At 63.8% G+C, this 15710-nt stretch carries 16 protein-coding genes and 1 tRNA gene; 6 read left to right on the top strand and 11 right to left on the bottom strand.

Going from position 1 to position 15710, the window contains the following annotated elements; genetic code table 11:
* Positions 1 to 67 precede the first annotated feature (67 nt).
* The gene (locus CBW50_RS04195; RefSeq protein ID WP_086144347.1) at positions 68 to 268 is read right to left on the bottom strand and encodes a cysteine-rich CWC family protein; all 201 of its coding nucleotides are present in this window, start codon (positions 266 to 268) and stop codon (positions 68 to 70) included.
* 231 nt (positions 269 to 499) lie between these two features.
* Here CBW50_RS04195 and argB point away from each other — a divergent pair, with 231 nt between their 5' ends.
* Both argB and CBW50_RS04185 read left to right on the top strand, forming a co-directional pair.
* Entirely contained in the window at positions 500 to 1393 is an 894-nt protein-coding gene (gene argB / locus CBW50_RS04190) for an acetylglutamate kinase (protein WP_010393729.1), read from the top strand.
* 65 nt (positions 1394 to 1458) lie between these two features.
* Positions 1459 to 1533, top strand: a tRNA-Thr gene (locus tag CBW50_RS04185).
* A 270-nt stretch (positions 1534 to 1803) separates the two neighbouring features.
* Here the strand turns inward: CBW50_RS04185 and CBW50_RS04180 are convergent.
* The gene (locus CBW50_RS04180; protein ID WP_226936148.1) at positions 1804 to 2673 is read right to left on the bottom strand and encodes a TraB/GumN family protein; all 870 of its coding nucleotides are present in this window, start codon (positions 2671 to 2673) and stop codon (positions 1804 to 1806) included.
* Positions 2674 to 2763: 90 nt separating this feature from the next.
* On the opposite strand from CBW50_RS04180, the gene CBW50_RS04175 reads away from it, so the two are divergent.
* The 3 genes from CBW50_RS04175 to pabB all read left to right on the top strand — a co-directional run bounded on the left by CBW50_RS04175 (position 2764) and on the right by pabB (position 6036).
* Positions 2764 to 3498 (top strand): pyrimidine 5'-nucleotidase, encoded by a 735-nt coding sequence (locus tag CBW50_RS04175; RefSeq protein ID WP_086144345.1) that lies wholly within the window; start codon positions 2764 to 2766, stop codon positions 3496 to 3498.
* Positions 3499 to 3600: 102 nt separating this feature from the next.
* A complete protein-coding gene (gene slmA / locus CBW50_RS04170) occupies positions 3601 to 4176 on the top strand; it encodes a nucleoid occlusion factor SlmA (RefSeq protein WP_086144344.1) in 576 nt (191 codons plus the stop codon).
* Between the two features lie 21 nt (positions 4177 to 4197).
* On the top strand, positions 4198 to 6036 hold the full coding sequence (gene pabB / locus CBW50_RS04165) for an aminodeoxychorismate synthase component I (RefSeq protein WP_086144343.1): 1839 nt from the start codon (positions 4198 to 4200) through the stop codon (positions 6034 to 6036).
* Here the strand turns inward: pabB and CBW50_RS04160 are convergent.
* Positions 6033 to 6392, bottom strand: coding sequence for a DUF1428 domain-containing protein (locus tag CBW50_RS04160; RefSeq protein ID WP_086144438.1), 360 nt, complete (start codon positions 6390 to 6392; stop codon positions 6033 to 6035). The genes pabB and CBW50_RS04160 overlap by 4 nt on opposite strands.
* Before the next feature lie 121 nt (positions 6393 to 6513).
* Positions 6514 to 7104, bottom strand: coding sequence for a glutathione peroxidase (locus tag CBW50_RS04155; protein WP_086144342.1), 591 nt, complete (start codon positions 7102 to 7104; stop codon positions 6514 to 6516).
* Between the two features lie 182 nt (positions 7105 to 7286).
* Between CBW50_RS04155 and CBW50_RS04150 the strand changes: the two genes are divergently transcribed.
* Positions 7287 to 8405, top strand: a complete 1119-nt coding sequence (locus CBW50_RS04150) for a poly(3-hydroxybutyrate) depolymerase (protein ID WP_086144341.1) — start codon at positions 7287 to 7289, stop codon at positions 8403 to 8405.
* A gap of 63 nt (positions 8406 to 8468) precedes the next feature.
* Here CBW50_RS04150 and gabD read toward each other — a convergent pair whose 3' ends face one another.
* The 7 genes from gabD to CBW50_RS04115 form a co-directional block, all read right to left on the bottom strand.
* Positions 8469 to 9932 carry an NADP-dependent succinate-semialdehyde dehydrogenase gene (gene gabD / locus CBW50_RS04145; protein ID WP_086144340.1) on the bottom strand — a complete coding sequence of 488 codons (1464 nt, stop codon included), beginning with the start codon at positions 9930 to 9932 and terminating at the stop codon, positions 8469 to 8471.
* An 80-nt stretch (positions 9933 to 10012) separates the two neighbouring features.
* Complete coding sequence (locus CBW50_RS04140) at positions 10013 to 10855, bottom strand: PPK2 family polyphosphate kinase (RefSeq protein WP_099419497.1); 843 nt, start codon at positions 10853 to 10855, stop codon at positions 10013 to 10015.
* Positions 10852 to 11274 (bottom strand): CoA-binding protein, encoded by a 423-nt coding sequence (locus tag CBW50_RS04135; RefSeq protein ID WP_086144339.1) that lies wholly within the window; start codon positions 11272 to 11274, stop codon positions 10852 to 10854. The genes CBW50_RS04140 and CBW50_RS04135 overlap by 4 nt, the downstream gene beginning before the upstream one ends.
* A gap of 66 nt (positions 11275 to 11340) precedes the next feature.
* The gene (locus CBW50_RS04130; RefSeq protein ID WP_086144338.1) at positions 11341 to 11994 is read right to left on the bottom strand and encodes a bifunctional 2-keto-4-hydroxyglutarate aldolase/2-keto-3-deoxy-6-phosphogluconate aldolase; all 654 of its coding nucleotides are present in this window, start codon (positions 11992 to 11994) and stop codon (positions 11341 to 11343) included.
* A 13-nt stretch (positions 11995 to 12007) separates the two neighbouring features.
* On the bottom strand, positions 12008 to 12901 hold the full coding sequence (locus CBW50_RS04125; RefSeq protein WP_086144337.1) for an SMP-30/gluconolactonase/LRE family protein: 894 nt from the start codon (positions 12899 to 12901) through the stop codon (positions 12008 to 12010).
* Between the two features lie 12 nt (positions 12902 to 12913).
* Complete coding sequence (gene araD / locus CBW50_RS04120; protein WP_086144336.1) at positions 12914 to 14644, bottom strand: L-arabinonate dehydratase; 1731 nt, start codon at positions 14642 to 14644, stop codon at positions 12914 to 12916.
* Positions 14641 to 15654 carry a 2-dehydro-3-deoxygalactonokinase gene (locus CBW50_RS04115; RefSeq protein ID WP_086144335.1) on the bottom strand — a complete coding sequence of 338 codons (1014 nt, stop codon included), beginning with the start codon at positions 15652 to 15654 and terminating at the stop codon, positions 14641 to 14643. Before CBW50_RS04115 ends, araD begins: the two co-directional genes overlap by 4 nt.
* Positions 15655 to 15710 lie beyond the last annotated feature (56 nt).

Here is a 15710-nt window from a genome sequence, read left to right as displayed (position 1 = left end):
GCGAAGTCTGAACGCATTTCCCTACAGAATGCAAGGTTTATTGCAAAGGAATTGCGCGAAAATGCGCTTATTTGGCCGATGTTGGCGCTTTTATGGGATGCGCCAGCGATGCAATATGGACTTGCAGACAGGCCGGGCACCAGCAGCCGATGGCGCTGCCCGGCACGGGCATGGCCGGCGGCAGGGCCGTGCACCAGCATGGTCCGGCCGCTTGCAGGTCAGTCTGGCCGCATTGGAACGTGGCGCCGCAGCGCGTGCACTGGCTCATGGCTGTGTTTGAATTGGCAAGTGTGTGACACGTCGCACCGGGGTGCGACGCAGATGTAACTGGCAGTAAAAAGGCTGGCTGGCGGACATATCGGCCCAGACTATAGGATCATCAGGGAAAATACAACAAGATCGCCCTATAATGCCTCCAGGATTTTCTTCTTCCCTGTAAAATCGCACAAATCTATTTTCCGGACTCGCCATGAATCAACTAGCTAACTTGAACCTGGACATGAATGACGACTTGACGGCGGTGTCGCCGCAAATCAAGGCGCAGATTCTGGCCGAGGCCCTGCCATACATTCGCAATTTCCATGGCAAAACCATCGTCATCAAGTACGGTGGCAACGCGATGACGGACGAACGCCTGAAGCACGGCTTCGCGCGCGACGTCATCCTGCTCAAGCTGGTCGGCATGAACCCGGTCGTGGTGCACGGCGGCGGACCGCAGATTGACAACGCGCTCAAGAAAATCGGCAAGCAAGGCACCTTCGTGCAAGGCATGCGCATCACCGACGAAGAAACCATGGAAGTGGTGGAGTGGGTGCTGGGCGGCGAAGTACAGCAGGATATCGTCATGCTGATCAACCATTACGGCGGCCAGGCAGTCGGCCTGACAGGCAAGGACGGCGGCTTGATCCGTGCGCGCAAGATGCAGATGCCGGACCGCGAACATCCGGGCGAGTTCCTCGACATCGGCTTTGTCGGCGAGATCGACGCGATCAACCCGGCCGTCGTCAAGGCGCTGCAGGACGACGCCTTCATTCCCATCATCTCGCCTATCGGTTTCGGCCAGGACGGCCAGGCTTACAACATCAATGCCGATGTCGTGGCGGGCAAGATCGCGGAAATCCTGAAGGCGGAAAAGCTGATCATGATGACCAACATCGCCGGCGTCCAGGACAAGCAGGGCAACCTGGTAACCGACCTGTCGGCACGCGAAATCGACGAGATGTTCGCCGATGGCACGATCTCGGGCGGCATGCTGCCAAAAATCTCGTCGGCGCTCGACGCGGCCAAGTCCGGCGTGAATACGGTGCACATCATCGATGGCCGCATCGAACACTCATTATTGCTGGAAGTGTTGACCGAGCAGGCTTTTGGTACTATGATCCGTTCGCACTAAAAAAATCGCAACGCATCACAGCGAGTAGTTTGGCGGCGCAGATCACCTGGCGCCGCTTTTAATTTGCCCTTGTAGCTCAGTGGTAGAGCACTCCCTTGGTAAGGGAGAGGCCACGTGTTCGATCCACGTCAAGGGCACCAACTTTATATCCCCGCAGCTGAAAAACTGTCCATGGCGGCGTTGTCCTTCCTCGCCGTACATTCGTACTGTCTTCGTCAGTCCGCCTTGCCCTGAACATTTTTCCATCTGCTCTGCCGTCATCTCCTGATAGTAAAAAATGTCCATGGCTGCGTTGCCTCGCCTCGCCGTACATGCGTACTGTCTTCGGCTCGGCGCCTTGCCCTGAACACTTTTCATCTACTCTGCCGCCGTTTATTGCGCGGCTGAGCTGCCGTCATCGCTTCTGCCGTTCAATAAATCCGCTCGACCTTCAGGCCTTTCTTGCGCAATAAATCCGGCACGCTTTTCTCTCCGACCAGGTGCAGCACGCCGATGGCGGCCAGGCTGGACTTTTCGCGCGCCAGCAGGCTGGCGATGCCGTCGGCCAGGGCCGGGTTGCGGCCATCTAACAACACCTTTTGCACGAACTGCGCGGCGAACGAGGGGTCTTGCGCCGCCTTTGCCGCCAGCCTGTCGAAGGCGGCCGCGTCGGCGTTGCGCCAGGCGCCGGCGATCTCGCGCGCTTCCTGGCTCTGTTCCTGGTCTTCGATCGACGCCACGCCGTCTTCCAGGAAGCGGCACTGGTCGCCGGGCGACATGGCGCCAAACAGCGCCATCTGGCCTTCCATCGATTCGAGTTCCAGCACGGGGATCTTGCGCGCCTTGGCTTGCTGCGACAGATAATTGTCCACCGCCAGGTCGGAGCGGTAGCCCAAGGTGGAAAACTCGCCGATGGCCAGCATGCTGGCCAGCATCCACGGCTTCATCGGCGCCACCGATTCAGCTGAAATGCCGTATTTTTGCAACAGCGGCGCCAGGCGCGGCGCCAGGGTCTGGCGGCAGTCGGCAGGCACTTTGCTGCCCGGCGCCTCCATGCCGTATTTCAGCACGGCGCCCAGGGCGGCGCGCGGATCGGCGCCCGGATCGATCTCCAGCGCCAGCGCCCCTGCCTGGTGCAGCGCCTGCGTCACAGTGGGTTCGAGCGGATAAAAGTCGGGCGCGCCGACGTGGATGGTACCGAACAAATACAGGGTGTGGGCCGCGTCCTGCACCTTGAAAAGGGCGCCCCGGTTTTGCGCCACGGGCGGCGCTTCGGCGAAGGCCGTCTGCAACGGCAGCAAGAATAATCCGCAAAACATCACTATAATCTGGCGTCGCATGGTTTTCCTGATTGTTGAATTTTTCATCTTCTCTCGCTAGCAAAGACTCTCGTGCCTGTGTCCCATCTTAACCGCTCGTCGCCGGTCTGGCTGTTTGACCTCGACAACACGCTGCACAATGCCTCGCACGCCATCTTCCCCACCATCACGGCCAATATGAACACGTATATTGCCCGCGTGCTGGGCGACGGTGTGACGCCGGCCGACGAGGCCATCGTCAATGCGGCGCGTGCGGCTTACTGGCGCCGCTATGGCGCCACCTTGCTGGGCATGGTCAAGCACCATCAGGTGCAGGCCGCGCATTTTTTGCACGAGACGCACGCCTTCGACGATTTGCGCGCCATGATACGCGCCGAGCGGGGACTGGGGGCTTTACTCAAACGCCTGCCTGGCCGTAAAATTTTGCTCACCAACGCGCCGCTGCGCTATTCGAGCGACGTAATGCGCCACCTGGGCCTGCGCCGGCACTTTTCACACCACGTCGCCATCGAAGCGATGCAGGTGCACCGCCAGCTGCGGCCCAAGCCATCGACGCTGATGCTGCGCAAACTGATGCGCAAGCACCAGATCCGGCCCGGGCGCTGCATCCTGGTGGAAGATACCCTGGCCAACCTGAAGGGCGCAAAAAGGCTGGGCCTGCGCACGGCCTGGGTCACGCAATACCTGAAAATGGCCGATCCGATCGGCGTGGCGAAGCTGCCCAAGGCGTTAAATCGCCCCGCTTACGTCGATGTCAAAGTAAAATCTGTCCGGCATTTGGCACGCCGCCTTCACCGTCTGCGTTGAAGGGGACTCCTGAGCTTCCGGCTGACGCCGGAAGCCGCACCGCTAGCGGCGGTGACGGACCTTCCCATCAAGGCAGCATTTTTTTTAACGACAAGAGAAAATATGGCAAGCACACCGCCGGGCCAACGCAGGCTACAAATTCTTCAGGCCCTCGCCGCAATGCTGGAGCAGCCGAAAGGCGAAAAGATCACCACCGCAGCACTGGCGGCCAGGCTGGCCGTCTCGGAAGCGGCCCTGTACCGCCATTTCGCCAGCAAGGCGCAAATGTTCGAAGGGCTGATCGAATTCATCGAGTCGAGCGTTTTCGGCCTGATCAACCAGATCGCGGAAAAGCACAGCGACGGCATGACGCAGACGCGCGACATCGTCGGCATGCTGCTCAATTTCGCCATCAGCAATCCGGGCATGACGCGCGTGCTGATCGGCGACGCCCTGGTCAATGAGGACGAGCGCCTGCAAGTGCGCATGAACCAGTTCTACGACCGCGTGGAACTGGCGCTCAAGCAGGCCTTGCGCGTGGCCGCCGCCGAAGGGCATGGCAAGGAAAGCGAAGTGGCGGCGCGCGCCACCCTGATCGTCAGCTTCGTCATCGGACGCTGGCACCGCTACGCCAAAAGCGGCTTCAAGATCAATCCATCCCAGGAAGCGGCGCTGCAAATCGCCATGCTGCTGGGGTAAGTCACTGCCGCGGCTGTCCCCATGCATACCGATTGTTTCGCCCTGCTCGACGACGCCAGCACGCCCGGCGCCGGTTCGCGCCTGTACACGGGCCTGGCGGCGGTCTTGCGGTGCGGCGAGGGGAAGCCGTGGCCAGTGCTGCTCGAAGGGCTGCAAGGGGCCTTGGAACGCGGCCAGTACGCCGTCAGCGTGTGCAGCTACGAGCTGGGCGCGCACTTGCTGGCCATGCCGCCGCGCGCGGCAGATCCCGGTGCGCCGCCGCTGGCGCAGGTGCTCGTCTTCGAACACTGCACCCAGCTGTCGCAGGACGAGGTGGTGCAGTGGCTGGCCGCACGTACGCCGGCGGTGGAAACGCCGGCCGGCATCGCCGGCATCCGCGCGAATGTGGATCAGGCCGAATTCACGCGCGCGCTGGGGCGCATCCACGACTACATCGTGGCCGGCGACACGTATCAGGTCAACTATACGTATCGGCTGCGCTTTGACGCCTTCGGCTCGCCGCTGGCTCTGTATGCGCGGCTGCGGGAACGCCAGCCCGTGCCGTATGGCGCGCTGGTGATGCTGCCCGATGGCGGCGCCCTGCTGTCGCTGTCGCCGGAACTGTTCGTGCGCCATGCCCAAGGAGAGCTGACGGCGCGCCCGATGAAAGGTACGGCGCCGGCCGCCCCGCCTGAACAAACGGACGAAAACGCGCGCCGCGCCGCCGCCCTGGCCAGCGACCCGAAAAACCGCGCGGAAAACCTGATGATCGTCGATCTGCTGCGCAACGACATCGGCCGCATCGCCGCCACGGGCTCCGTCAAGGTGCCGGCCCTGTTCCAGGTGACGCGCTACAGCAGCGTGCTGCAGATGACGTCCACCGTGCAGGCGCGCTTGCGCGACGATGCCAGCCTGGCCGACATCTTCCAGGCCCTGTATCCGTGCGGGTCGATCACGGGCGCGCCGAAACGCCGCACCATGGAGATCATCGCCGAACTGGAGCCGGCGCCGCGCGGCATCTACACGGGCGCCATCGGCTGGTTTGATCCGCCGGCCGCCGGCGCTGCCCACACGATAGGCGACTTCTGCATGTCCGTGCCGATCCGTACCCTGGCCCTGCAGCCGCCCGGTGCGGATGGCCTGCGGCGCGGCGAGATGGGCGTGGGCGCCGGCATCGTGCTCGACAGCGACCCGCAGGAGGAATTTGCGGAATGCCGGCTCAAGGCGCGCTTCCTGACGGGCTTGAGCAACGACTTCGAACTGTTCGAGACCCTGCACGCCAGCCGCGCCGGCGGCTGCCGCCAGCAGGAGCGCCACCTGGCGCGCCTGGCCGCGTCCAGCGCCTACTTCGGTTTTTCCTGGGACCAACATGCTGCCCGCGCCGCGCTGCAGGCGGCCTGCGCGGCGCGCCCCGACGATGCCCCCTTCCGCCTGCGCCTGGCGCTGCGCCAGGATGGCCAGTTTACGGTGCAAAGCGGCTCACTGGCGCCCTCGCCAGCCAAGGTCAACGTCATGCTGGCGCCCGACGCCACCACGGCGGCCGACCTGTTCCTGCGCCACAAGAGCAGCGTGCGCGCGCGCTATGACGCGGCCTGGCGAACAGCCGAGGCGCAGGGCGCCTTCGACATGCTGTTCTTTAACGAGCGCGGCGAGCTGACGGAGGGCGGGCGCAGCAATGTCTTCGTCCGGCTCGATGGCCGCTGGCACACGCCGCCGTTGTCCTGCGGCTTGCTGCCAGGCGTGCAGCGCGCTGCCATGCTGGCCGATCCCGCCTGGGATGCACAGGAAACCATCATCACGCGCCCCATGCTGGCACGAGCCGAGGCGATTATCGTGTGCAACGCGTTGCGCGGCGCCATGCCGGCGCAGCTTGTCCGTTAGGCGTCCACGCGCATTTCATAGCCGCCGTAGATCATCCGCTTGCCATCGAAGGGCAGCTTGGCCGGATCCATCATCTCGGCCAGACGGGGGTCTTTCATGACCTTGTCGTTGATTTCGTCGCGCTTGGCGCGCGACTCGAAGACGATCCAGGAAAACACCACCACTTCGCCATCCTGCAAGTCCACCGCCTGCGGAAACGAGGTCAGTTTTCCCGGCTTGACATCGTCGCCCACGCATTCGCGAAATTCCTGCGCGCCATATTCACGCCAGACGGCGCCGCAGGCGCGCGACATGGCCAGATAGGTATCGAGTTTGGCCTTCGGTACGGGCACCACAAATCCATCGACATACGCCATGATGATCTCCTTGATGGTTGTTTTGACAAACATGAACAACCAGCTTAGGACAATGATGGCAAGACGACAAGCGCGGCATTAAAAAAAAGCAGGCGCGCAGGCCTGCTTGTGTATCGGCAACTTACATCGCCAGCGCTTTTTCCACCGCGCCAACGAGCTTCTTGTCGTCCGGCGTCACCTTGCTGGGGAAGCTCTCGACAACCTTGCCGTGGCGGTCGATCAGGTATTTATGAAAATTCCAGGCCGGCGTCTTGCCCGTCTGCTTGATCAAGTCCACGTACAGCGGGTTCGGATTGGGGCCGGAAACGACGGACTTCGAAAACATGGGGAACTTCACGCCATAGGTGTTGTAGCAGAAATCGGCGATTTCCTTGCTATTGCCCGGTTCCTGCTTGCCGAAATCATTCGACGGGAAACCCAGCACCACCAGGCCCTTGCTGCCATACTTGGCGTACAGCGCCTCGAGCCCCTCGTATTGGTTGGTAAAACCACAATAACTGGCCGTATTTACCACCAGCACGACCTTGCCCGCATACTGGCACAGGTTTTGCGGCGCCTCGTCCTGCAGGCGGTTGAAAGTTTGCTTGAGGATGGCGGGGCAGGCCGCTGGCGCGGCGGCAACTGGCGCTGTTTCGGCACGGGCCGGCATGGCCAGGCTGGCGCCGGCGGCAAGGGTGGTAAGCGCAAACAGCTGGGCAAGGGTCTTGGACATGAGAGGCACCATGGTTGAACGTAAAAAACCATTCTATGCCAAACGCCGCGCGCATGTGTGAGGCAGACAACAACAGCGATTCCTTGAGCTGCATCAACAACAGCGCAGTCCGTGCCCTGCGACGGTTTTTTTTACCTATGCTCGGCCTTTCTGCCCCCGTTTCATTGCCCAGTGGAGACATCATGCCCTTCCCCTACCTTGCACGCCTACCCGCTTCGCTGCTGGCCGCCAGCCTGCTCACCCTGGCGCCAGGCAGCACGCACGCCGCCACGGCCATCAAGCCCGCCGCGACGGGCGATGCGCCCGCCCTGCCAGCCTATCAGGCCGACCTGCGCCAGACCACCGTTTCCGGCCTGTCCTCGGGCGGTTTCATGGCCGCGCAGTTTGCCGTCGCCTATTCGGCCACGGTGGCCGGTGCCGGCATCATCGCCGGCGGCCCGTATTTCTGCTCGGGCCAGCCGGGCCGCTTCCCCTATATTCCCTACCTGACGAATGCCCTGACCACCTGCATGAATCCGGGCAGCGCGCAAGTGGCCCCGCCCGTGGCCAGCGCATTGCTGCGCGCGGCGAACGATTTTGCGCGCGCTCGTCTCATCGACGATACCGCCAACCTGAAGCGCCAGCGCGTGTACCTGTTCAGCGGAACGAAAGACCAGACCGTGACGCGACCGGTGGTGGAGCAGGTGGGGAAATTCTATGAACTGGCGGGCACGCCGGCGGCGCAAATCCGCTTCGTCGACACGGTCGGCGCCGGCCATGCCATCATCACCGACAACAATCAGGACAAGGCCTGCGAGGTAACGGCATCGCCCTTCATCAACGACTGCGACTTCATGCAGGCGCGCGACATCCTGCAGCATCTGTACCCGGATCTGCAACCCTCGTCAGCAGCACTGACGGGCAAGCTGATCGCCTTCAACCAGCGCAGCTTCATCCAGAGCTCGTACTCGAGCATGAGCAACACCGGCTACGCCTACATTCCGAAAGCCTGCGACAGCGAGAGCTGCCGCGTGCACGTGGTCTTCCACGGCTGCCTGCAAACGACGCAGGCAATCGGCAACCGTTTCTACACCAGCACCGGCTACAACCAGGTAGCCGACGCCAACAAGATCATCGTGCTGTACCCGCAGGCCGAGCCGAGCCCCGTCTATCCGTACAACCCGAAAGGCTGCTGGGACTTCTGGGGCTACACCAGCCTCAATCCGATCGATCCGGATTTCTACACGCGCAGCGGCACGCAGATGGACGCGGTCAAGCGCATGCTGGACCGTTTAGGATCGGCGCGCAGCAGCCGTCGATAGGCACGTAAGGGATACTTGAAAAATCGCGGCAAGCGGCGCCGATGAGCGGCGCCGCTGCTTTAATCAGGCATCCTGGATCCCGCCCATGCAGATATACTTGACGACCAGGTAGTCCTCAATGCCGTAGGTCGACCCTTCGCGGCCCAGGCCCGATTGCTTCACGCCGCCGAAGGGCGCTATCTCGTTCGAGATCAGGCCCGTGTTGACGCCGACCATGCCCGTTTCCAGGCCTTCGGCCACGCGCCAGATACGGCCGATGTCGCGCGAATAGAAGTAGGCGGCCAGGCCGAATTCCGTGTTGTTCGCCAGAGCGACGACTTCATCGTCCGTCGTGAAGCGGAACAAAGGCGCCAACGGGCCGAAAGTCTCTTCAGTGGCCACGCGCATGTCGTTCGTCACATCGGCGATGACGGTCGGCTCGAAAAAGCCGTTGCCCAGCGCATGACGCTTTCCGCCGGCGAGCAAACGCCCGCCCTTGGCCAGCGCATCGGCCACGTGCTCTTCCACCTTGGCGACGGCCTTGGCGTCGATCAGCGGGCCTTGCGTGACGCCAGCCTCGATGCCATTGCCCACCTTCAGCCTGGCCACAGCGGCCACCAGCTTGTCGGCAAACGCATCGTACACGCTGTCCTGCACGTACAGGCGGTTGGCACACACGCAGGTCTGGCCCGCATTGCGGTATTTCGAAGCAATCGCGCCTTCCACGGCCGCATCCAGGTCGGCGTCGTCGAAGACGATGAACGGTGCATTACCACCCAGTTCCAACGACAGCTTCTTGACCGTCGGCGCGCACTGTTCAAACAGCAGACGCCCCACCTGCGTCGAGCCGGTAAACGTCAGCTTGCGCACGATGGGATTCGAAGTCATCTCGCCGCCGATGTCTTTCGGCGCGCCGGTGACGATGCTGAACACGCCGGCAGGCACGCCCGCGCGCTCGGCCAGCACGGCCAGCGCCAGTGCGGAAAACGGCGTCGCTTCGGCAGGTTTCAGGACCATCGGGCAGCCGGCGGCCAGAGCCGGGCCGACTTTGCGCGTGATCATGGCGGCGGGGAAGTTCCACGGGGTGATGGCGGCGCACACGCCGATCGGCTCCTTGGTCACCACCAGGCGGCGGTCGGGCCACGGCGATTGCAGCGTCTCGCCGGAGACGCGCTTGCCCTCTTCCGCAAACCACTCGATGAACGAGGCGCCGAACTGCACTTCGCCCTTCGCTTCCGGCAGGGGCTTGCCCTGCTCGGTGGTCATGATCAGCGCCAGGTCGTCGGCGTTTTCCAGGATCAGGTCATGCCAGCGGCGCAGCACGGCCGCGCGCTCCTTGGCCGTCTTCTTGCGCCAGGCGGGCCAGGCGGCATTCGCCGCCTCGATCGCGCGGCGCGTCTCGGCCGCGCCCATCAGGGGCACGGTGCCCAGATGCTCGCCCGTGGCGGGGTTGCTCACGTCGAGCGTCTGGCCGCCATCGGCATCGACCCAGGCACCGTTCACGTAAGCCTGGTGGCGCAACAAGGTAGGATCTTTCAACTGCAGCATGTGGATCTCCGGTCTGGTTTGAATTATCGACGGGGGATACTATGCCACAGCACGGCCGATTTCGCAGGCGCGGCGCGGATTTACTCGACCTTGAAGGACGACAGTTTCGGGTCCGGCGCCGGGTATTCCAGCTTCATGCCCTGCAGGGTTTCCAGCAGCAGCGAGGCCACCACGAGGTTGCGCTGGGTCTTGGAATTGGACGGCACCACGTACCACGGCGCGTGATCCGCATCGGTTTCGCGGATCGCCGTTTCATAGGCGCGCTGATACGCATCCCACTTCTTGCGCTGGGCGATATCGTTGGGATCGAACTTCCACTGGCGGTCCGGGTCGTCGAGCCGCTCCTGCAGTCGCCCCCGTTGTTCATCCTTGGAGATATGCAGGAAGACTTTCAGGATGACGGTACCCGTTTCGCTCAGCATGCGCTCGAAATCGCGGATCTGCGCATAACGGCGCTGGCATTCGGCCTTGTCGATCATGTCCTGCACGCGCGTGATCAGCACATCCTCGTAATGGCTGCGGTTGAAAATGGCGATTTCACCCTTGACCGGCACATGCTGATGCACGCGCCACAGGTAATCGTGGGCCAGTTCGATATCGGTGGGGCCCTTGAACGCCACGGCACGGATGCCCATCGGGTTGATATTGCTGAAGATGGCCTTGACCGTGCCATCCTTGCCCGAGGTATCCATGCCCTGCAGGACCAGCAGCACCTTCTTTTTGTGCTGCGCGTACAGCATGCTCTGGCACTCGGCGATCTGCGCCGTCAGCGCCACGGTTTCCTCGCGATCGATGGCCTTGCACTGGGCTGCCGTCAGCTTCTTATTGGCCGCCTTGGTGGCGGCACCCAGCAGCCGCTTGCCGGCGAATTCCTCATTCAGCTCGAAGCCCTTCCCGGCGCGAAATTGCGTGCGGGCCTTCATGCCGCCACCGCCAGCTTGCGGTGCTCGATTTTTGTGCAATGATCCATCACCACCTCCAGCCCCGCTGCCCGCGCCAGCTGCGCCGCTTCGTCATTGATGACATCGAGCTGCAGCCACAGACAGCCGGCCTTGACGGCGATGGCTTCCTCGGCGATCGGCAGGATGTCTGCCGGCTTGCGGAAACAGTCGACGATATCGATGCGCGCCGGCGCCACTGCGGCGGCGGCCTGCGTCAGGGTGGCGTAAGCGCGCTGGCCCAGCACGTCGCGCCCGGCCAGGGCCGGATTGACGGGCAATACGCGGTAACCATGCCGCAGCAGGTAGTCCGCCACTTCGTGGCTGGCGCGTTCGGGCTTGTCGGACATGCCGACGATGGCGATGATGCGGCTGTCTTGCAGGATGCGGGCGATGTTGGGCATATTCGGGTCGTGGTTAAGCGTGCGACATTGCCCGTCTAGCGTAGCAGATTCCCGTCCCGCCGGGAGCTAGCCAGAAGACTTGGCCATACGCACGACCGCCATCTGCGCCACGAAGGCTTGTGCGCGCCCCGTCACGGCCGCGTAATCTCCCGTGGCGCCCGGGCCACTGAGGCTGCTGCCGATGCCCACGGCCACCGCGCCGCTGGCAAACCATGCATGCAGGTTCTCCACCGTCACGCCGCCCGTCGGCATCAGCGGCGCTTGCGGCAACGGTGCGCGCAGGGCCTTGATGTAGGCGGGGCCGAACATCTCGGCGGGAAAGACCTTGACGATGTCGGCGCCCGCCTGCAGGGCCGTGACGATCTCCGTCGGCGTCATCGCCCCGGGCATGGCCAGCACCTGGTAGCGCTGGCACAGCGCGATGGTGTCGACGTTCACGCCGGGCGAAATGATGAACTGGGCGCCGGCAAGGATGGCGGCGCGCGCCGTCTCCGTATCGAGCACCGTGCCCGCGCCCAGCAGCACCTCAGGACCATGGCGTTCGCGCAGGGTGCGCAGCACGCCCAGGGTATCGGGCGTGGTGAACGCCACTTCCAGCGCCGTGATGCCGCCGGCGATGCACGCCTCGGCAATCTGCAGCGCCGCATCGGGCGAGTCGGCGCGCACGATGCCGACCATGCCCCGTTCGATAATGCCCTCGAAAACTGCATGCTTTTGCATATGCTCTCTCCTGTCAGGCCGGCAGGGCGCCAAAGCGCACCTCCGGCAAACCGCGCACGTCCACCTGGCGCGCATGAAACAATCCTCCGGCCAGCGGTTCGCCCGCCAGCTGGGCCGGGGTCAGGCTTTCCTGCGCCGTCGTGACGAACAATTCGTCGTAGTGCGGGCCGCCCAGGCTCACGCAGCTGGGCTGCGACACGGGCAAGGCTATCGCCCGCTCAACGCTGCCGTCCGGCGCGAAGCGCAAGACCCGGCCGGCGCCCCACTGCGCGCTCCACAAGTGGTCATCCGCATCGATGGTGGCGCCGTCGGCCGCGCCCGGCCCCGGATCGAGCACGGCAAACACGCGCACCCGGCTGGCATCGCCGCCCAGGTAATCGTCCCAGCGGTAGATCGCCTTCTTCATCGAGTCGCAAAAATACATGGCCGTGCCATCAACGCTGAAGCAGATGCTGTTCGAGATGGCGATGGGCGGCAGCGGCAGCCGTTCCAGGCTCAAGTCCAGGTTGAGGCGGTAGAAACTGGCGATCGCATCGCGGCAGGAGCGCTCATCGAGCGTGCCGAAGACAAAGCGTCCCTGGCGGTCGCAGCGGCCGTCGTTCAGGCGCGTCATGGGCAAGTCTGCCTCCACGGTGTGCAAGGGCATGACGGCCCCGCTGCGCGCGTCAAACCACGCCAGGCGCGAAGCGAGGCCCAGCAGCAGCACGTCGTCGCGCTCCGTCAGCGCGAAGCACGCCAGGCGCTCGGGCATGTCCCAACGCTGGCGTTCGCCCGTGGCCAGCACCAGCGCATGCAGCTGGCAGCCTTCGATATTCGTCCAGAAAACGCGGCCGCTGCGCTCGCACCAGCGCACGCCCTCGCCCAGGAAATTCTGCGCATCGACCAGTAATTGGGCCTGTGTCCCCATTTTTTTTCCTTTTTAGTGTGACTCGCGCGGCACGGCCGAACCCCGGCAGCCAACGAGGAAGTCCAGGTCCGCGCCTTCGTCGGCCTGCGTCACGTGCTTGATGTACATCGACTGGTAGCCGCCCTGCATGGCCGGTGGCGGCGCGCGCCATTCTTCGCGCCGGCGCGCCAGCTCGGCCTCGTCGACGTCCAGGTGCAAGCGCCGTCCCGCCACATCCAGTTCAATCATGTCGCCATCGCGCACCAGCGCCAGCGGCCCGCCCACGGCCGCTTCCGGCGCCACGTGCAGCACCACCGTGCCATAGGCCGTGCCGCTCATGCGCGCGTCCGAGATGCGCACCATGTCGCGCACGCCCTGCTCCAGCAGTTTTTTCGGCAATCCCATATTGCCCACTTCGGCCATGCCCGGATAACCCTGCGGGCCGCAATTTTGCAGCACCATCACACAGCTGGCGTCGATGTCGAGCGCGGGGTCGTCGATACGCTTTTTATAGTGTTCGATGCTGTTGAAGACGACGGCGCGGCCACGGTGCTGCATCAGCTCAGGCGACGCGGCGGAAGGCTTGATGACGGCGCCGCGCGGGGCCAGGTTGCCCTGCAGGACGGCGATGCCGCCCTCGTCCTTGAATGGCTGCGCCAGTGGCGTGATCACCTCGGGATTGAAATTTTCCGCCTCGGCCACGTTGACGGCCATGCTGGCGCCCGTGACGGTGAGCGCCCCGCCATGCAATTTGCCCAGCAGGTCGCGGATGATCACGGGCAGGCCGCCCGCATAATAAAAATCTTCCATCAGGTACTGGCCCGAAGGCATCAGGTTGAGCAAACAGGGAATGTCACGGCCCAGGCGGTCCCAGTCGGCCAGGCGCATGTCCACGCCGATGCGCCCGGCAATGGCCAGCAGGTGGATCACGGCATTGGTCGAGCCGCCGATGGCGCCGTTGACCATGATGGCGTTTTCAAACGCTGCGCGCGTGAGGATCTGCGACAGCTTCAGGTCTTCATGCACCATGTCGACGATACGCCGGCCCGTCAGCTGCGCCTGCAGTTTGCGGCGCGCATCGACGGCGGGAATGGCCGCGTTGCCGGGCAGGGTCACGCCCAGCGCCTCGGCCATGCTGGCCATGGTGGAGGCCGTGCCCATGGTCATGCAGTGGCCGGCGGAACGCGACATGCACGATTCGGCCTGCTTGAATTCGTTTGAGGTCATGCGCCCTGCCCGCACGTCTTCGGAAAACTTCCACACGTCCGTGCCCGAGCCGATCGGCTTGCCCCGGTAATTCCCGTTCAGCATGGGACCGCCCGACAGCACGATGGTGGGCAAGTCCACGCTGGCCGCGCCCATCAGCAAGGCCGGCGTGGTCTTGTCGCAGCCCGTCAGCAGCACCACGCCGTCAATGGGGTTGGCGCGGATCGATTCCTCGACATCCATGCTGGCCAGGTTACGGAACAGCATGGCCGTCGGGCGCAAATTCGTCTCGCCCAGCGACATGACGGGAAATTCGACGGGAAAGCCGCCCGCTTCGAGCACGCCGCGCTTGACCATCTCGGCCAGGTCGCGGAAATGGCCATTGCAGGGCGTCAGCTCGGACCAGGTATTGCAGATGCCGATGACGGGACGGCCATCGAAGGCGTCGCCGGGATAGCCCTGGTTCTTCATCCAGCTGCGGTGAATGAAACTGTCCTTGTCGTCGCCGCCAAACCACGCTTGCGAACGCAAGGGATGCTTGTTCTTGTTGCTGCTCATACTGTCTCCTGCCGGGAAATCAAGCCGCGCGCGGCGGCGATCAGCAGCGCACCGTGGCCGGCCAGATTTGCCTGCTGCTGGTCGTCGACGATGATGCGCTTGCCATAAAAAAATCCGTGTTCTTCGATCAGTAGCCCGAGCGCCTGGCGCAACATGGGCTTGCCGGTGATGACGAGCGGCGTATCGGGCCGCATCTGGATGGCGGTGCTGTTGCGCAGCGCCAGCAAGTCGCCGCTGAGCACGGCGCCCATCAAAAAATTGGCCCGCTCATTGCATTCGATGGCGCTGAACTGGCCCAGGGTGCGCACGCTGAAGCAGGCGCGCGCCAGCCCCGTCTTTTGCGCCGCCGCCGCGCCGGCCAGCAGCATTTTCGGCACCAGGGTCTGCGCAAAACCGCCATCGACCGATTGCTTGATCAGGGTGTGCTGCGTGATCGCCTGCAGCAATTCTCCAGCGATGGTGGTGCTGCAACCGAGGATGCGGCGCTGCTCGTCCACGCTGATCAATTTGGTATGCGAACCGGGCATGATCAGGGTCGCCGCACTCCGCAATTGCAGGCGCTCGAGCAGCGCTACCACTTCCGTCTCTTCGCCGCGCATCATGTCCATCGCCTCGACGTTATGCAGGCCGACGGCGCCATGCTGGTTGCGCACGCCGGGAATCAGCCACAGGGGCTGCGCCAGCACGTCGGGCAAGTCCACCGCCTGCATGCCTTGCGCCAGCTGGGCCAGACCGGCGGGCGCCGGCAAATGCGGCACTTCCTGCATCCCCATGGGCGAAGTGATCATGCCCGAGGCCAGCGCCAGGTCCACGGCGGTCGGCGCGATGCCGGCGCTGGCCAGCACGCTGGCGATGGTGTCGCGCAGCGCCTGTTTCAGCGCGCCGTTATGGCCATCGATGGCGGTATTGCGCACGCCCGTTTCCAGCTGCGCCTGGGCGACGACGGCGCCTGCGCGCCACAGCAAGGTACGCGTATTGGTGGTGCCGGCATCGATGGTAAGTATGTTCATGGGCAGGTTCGCAGCGTCGGTCAGGACAAAATAAATGAGGGAAAAACTACCCCATG

This window comes from Janthinobacterium sp. GW458P (assembly GCF_002127585.1).
Classification (GTDB): domain Bacteria; phylum Pseudomonadota; class Gammaproteobacteria; order Burkholderiales; family Burkholderiaceae_D; genus Janthinobacterium.
This window is presented reverse-complemented; position numbering and strand designations above follow the sequence as displayed.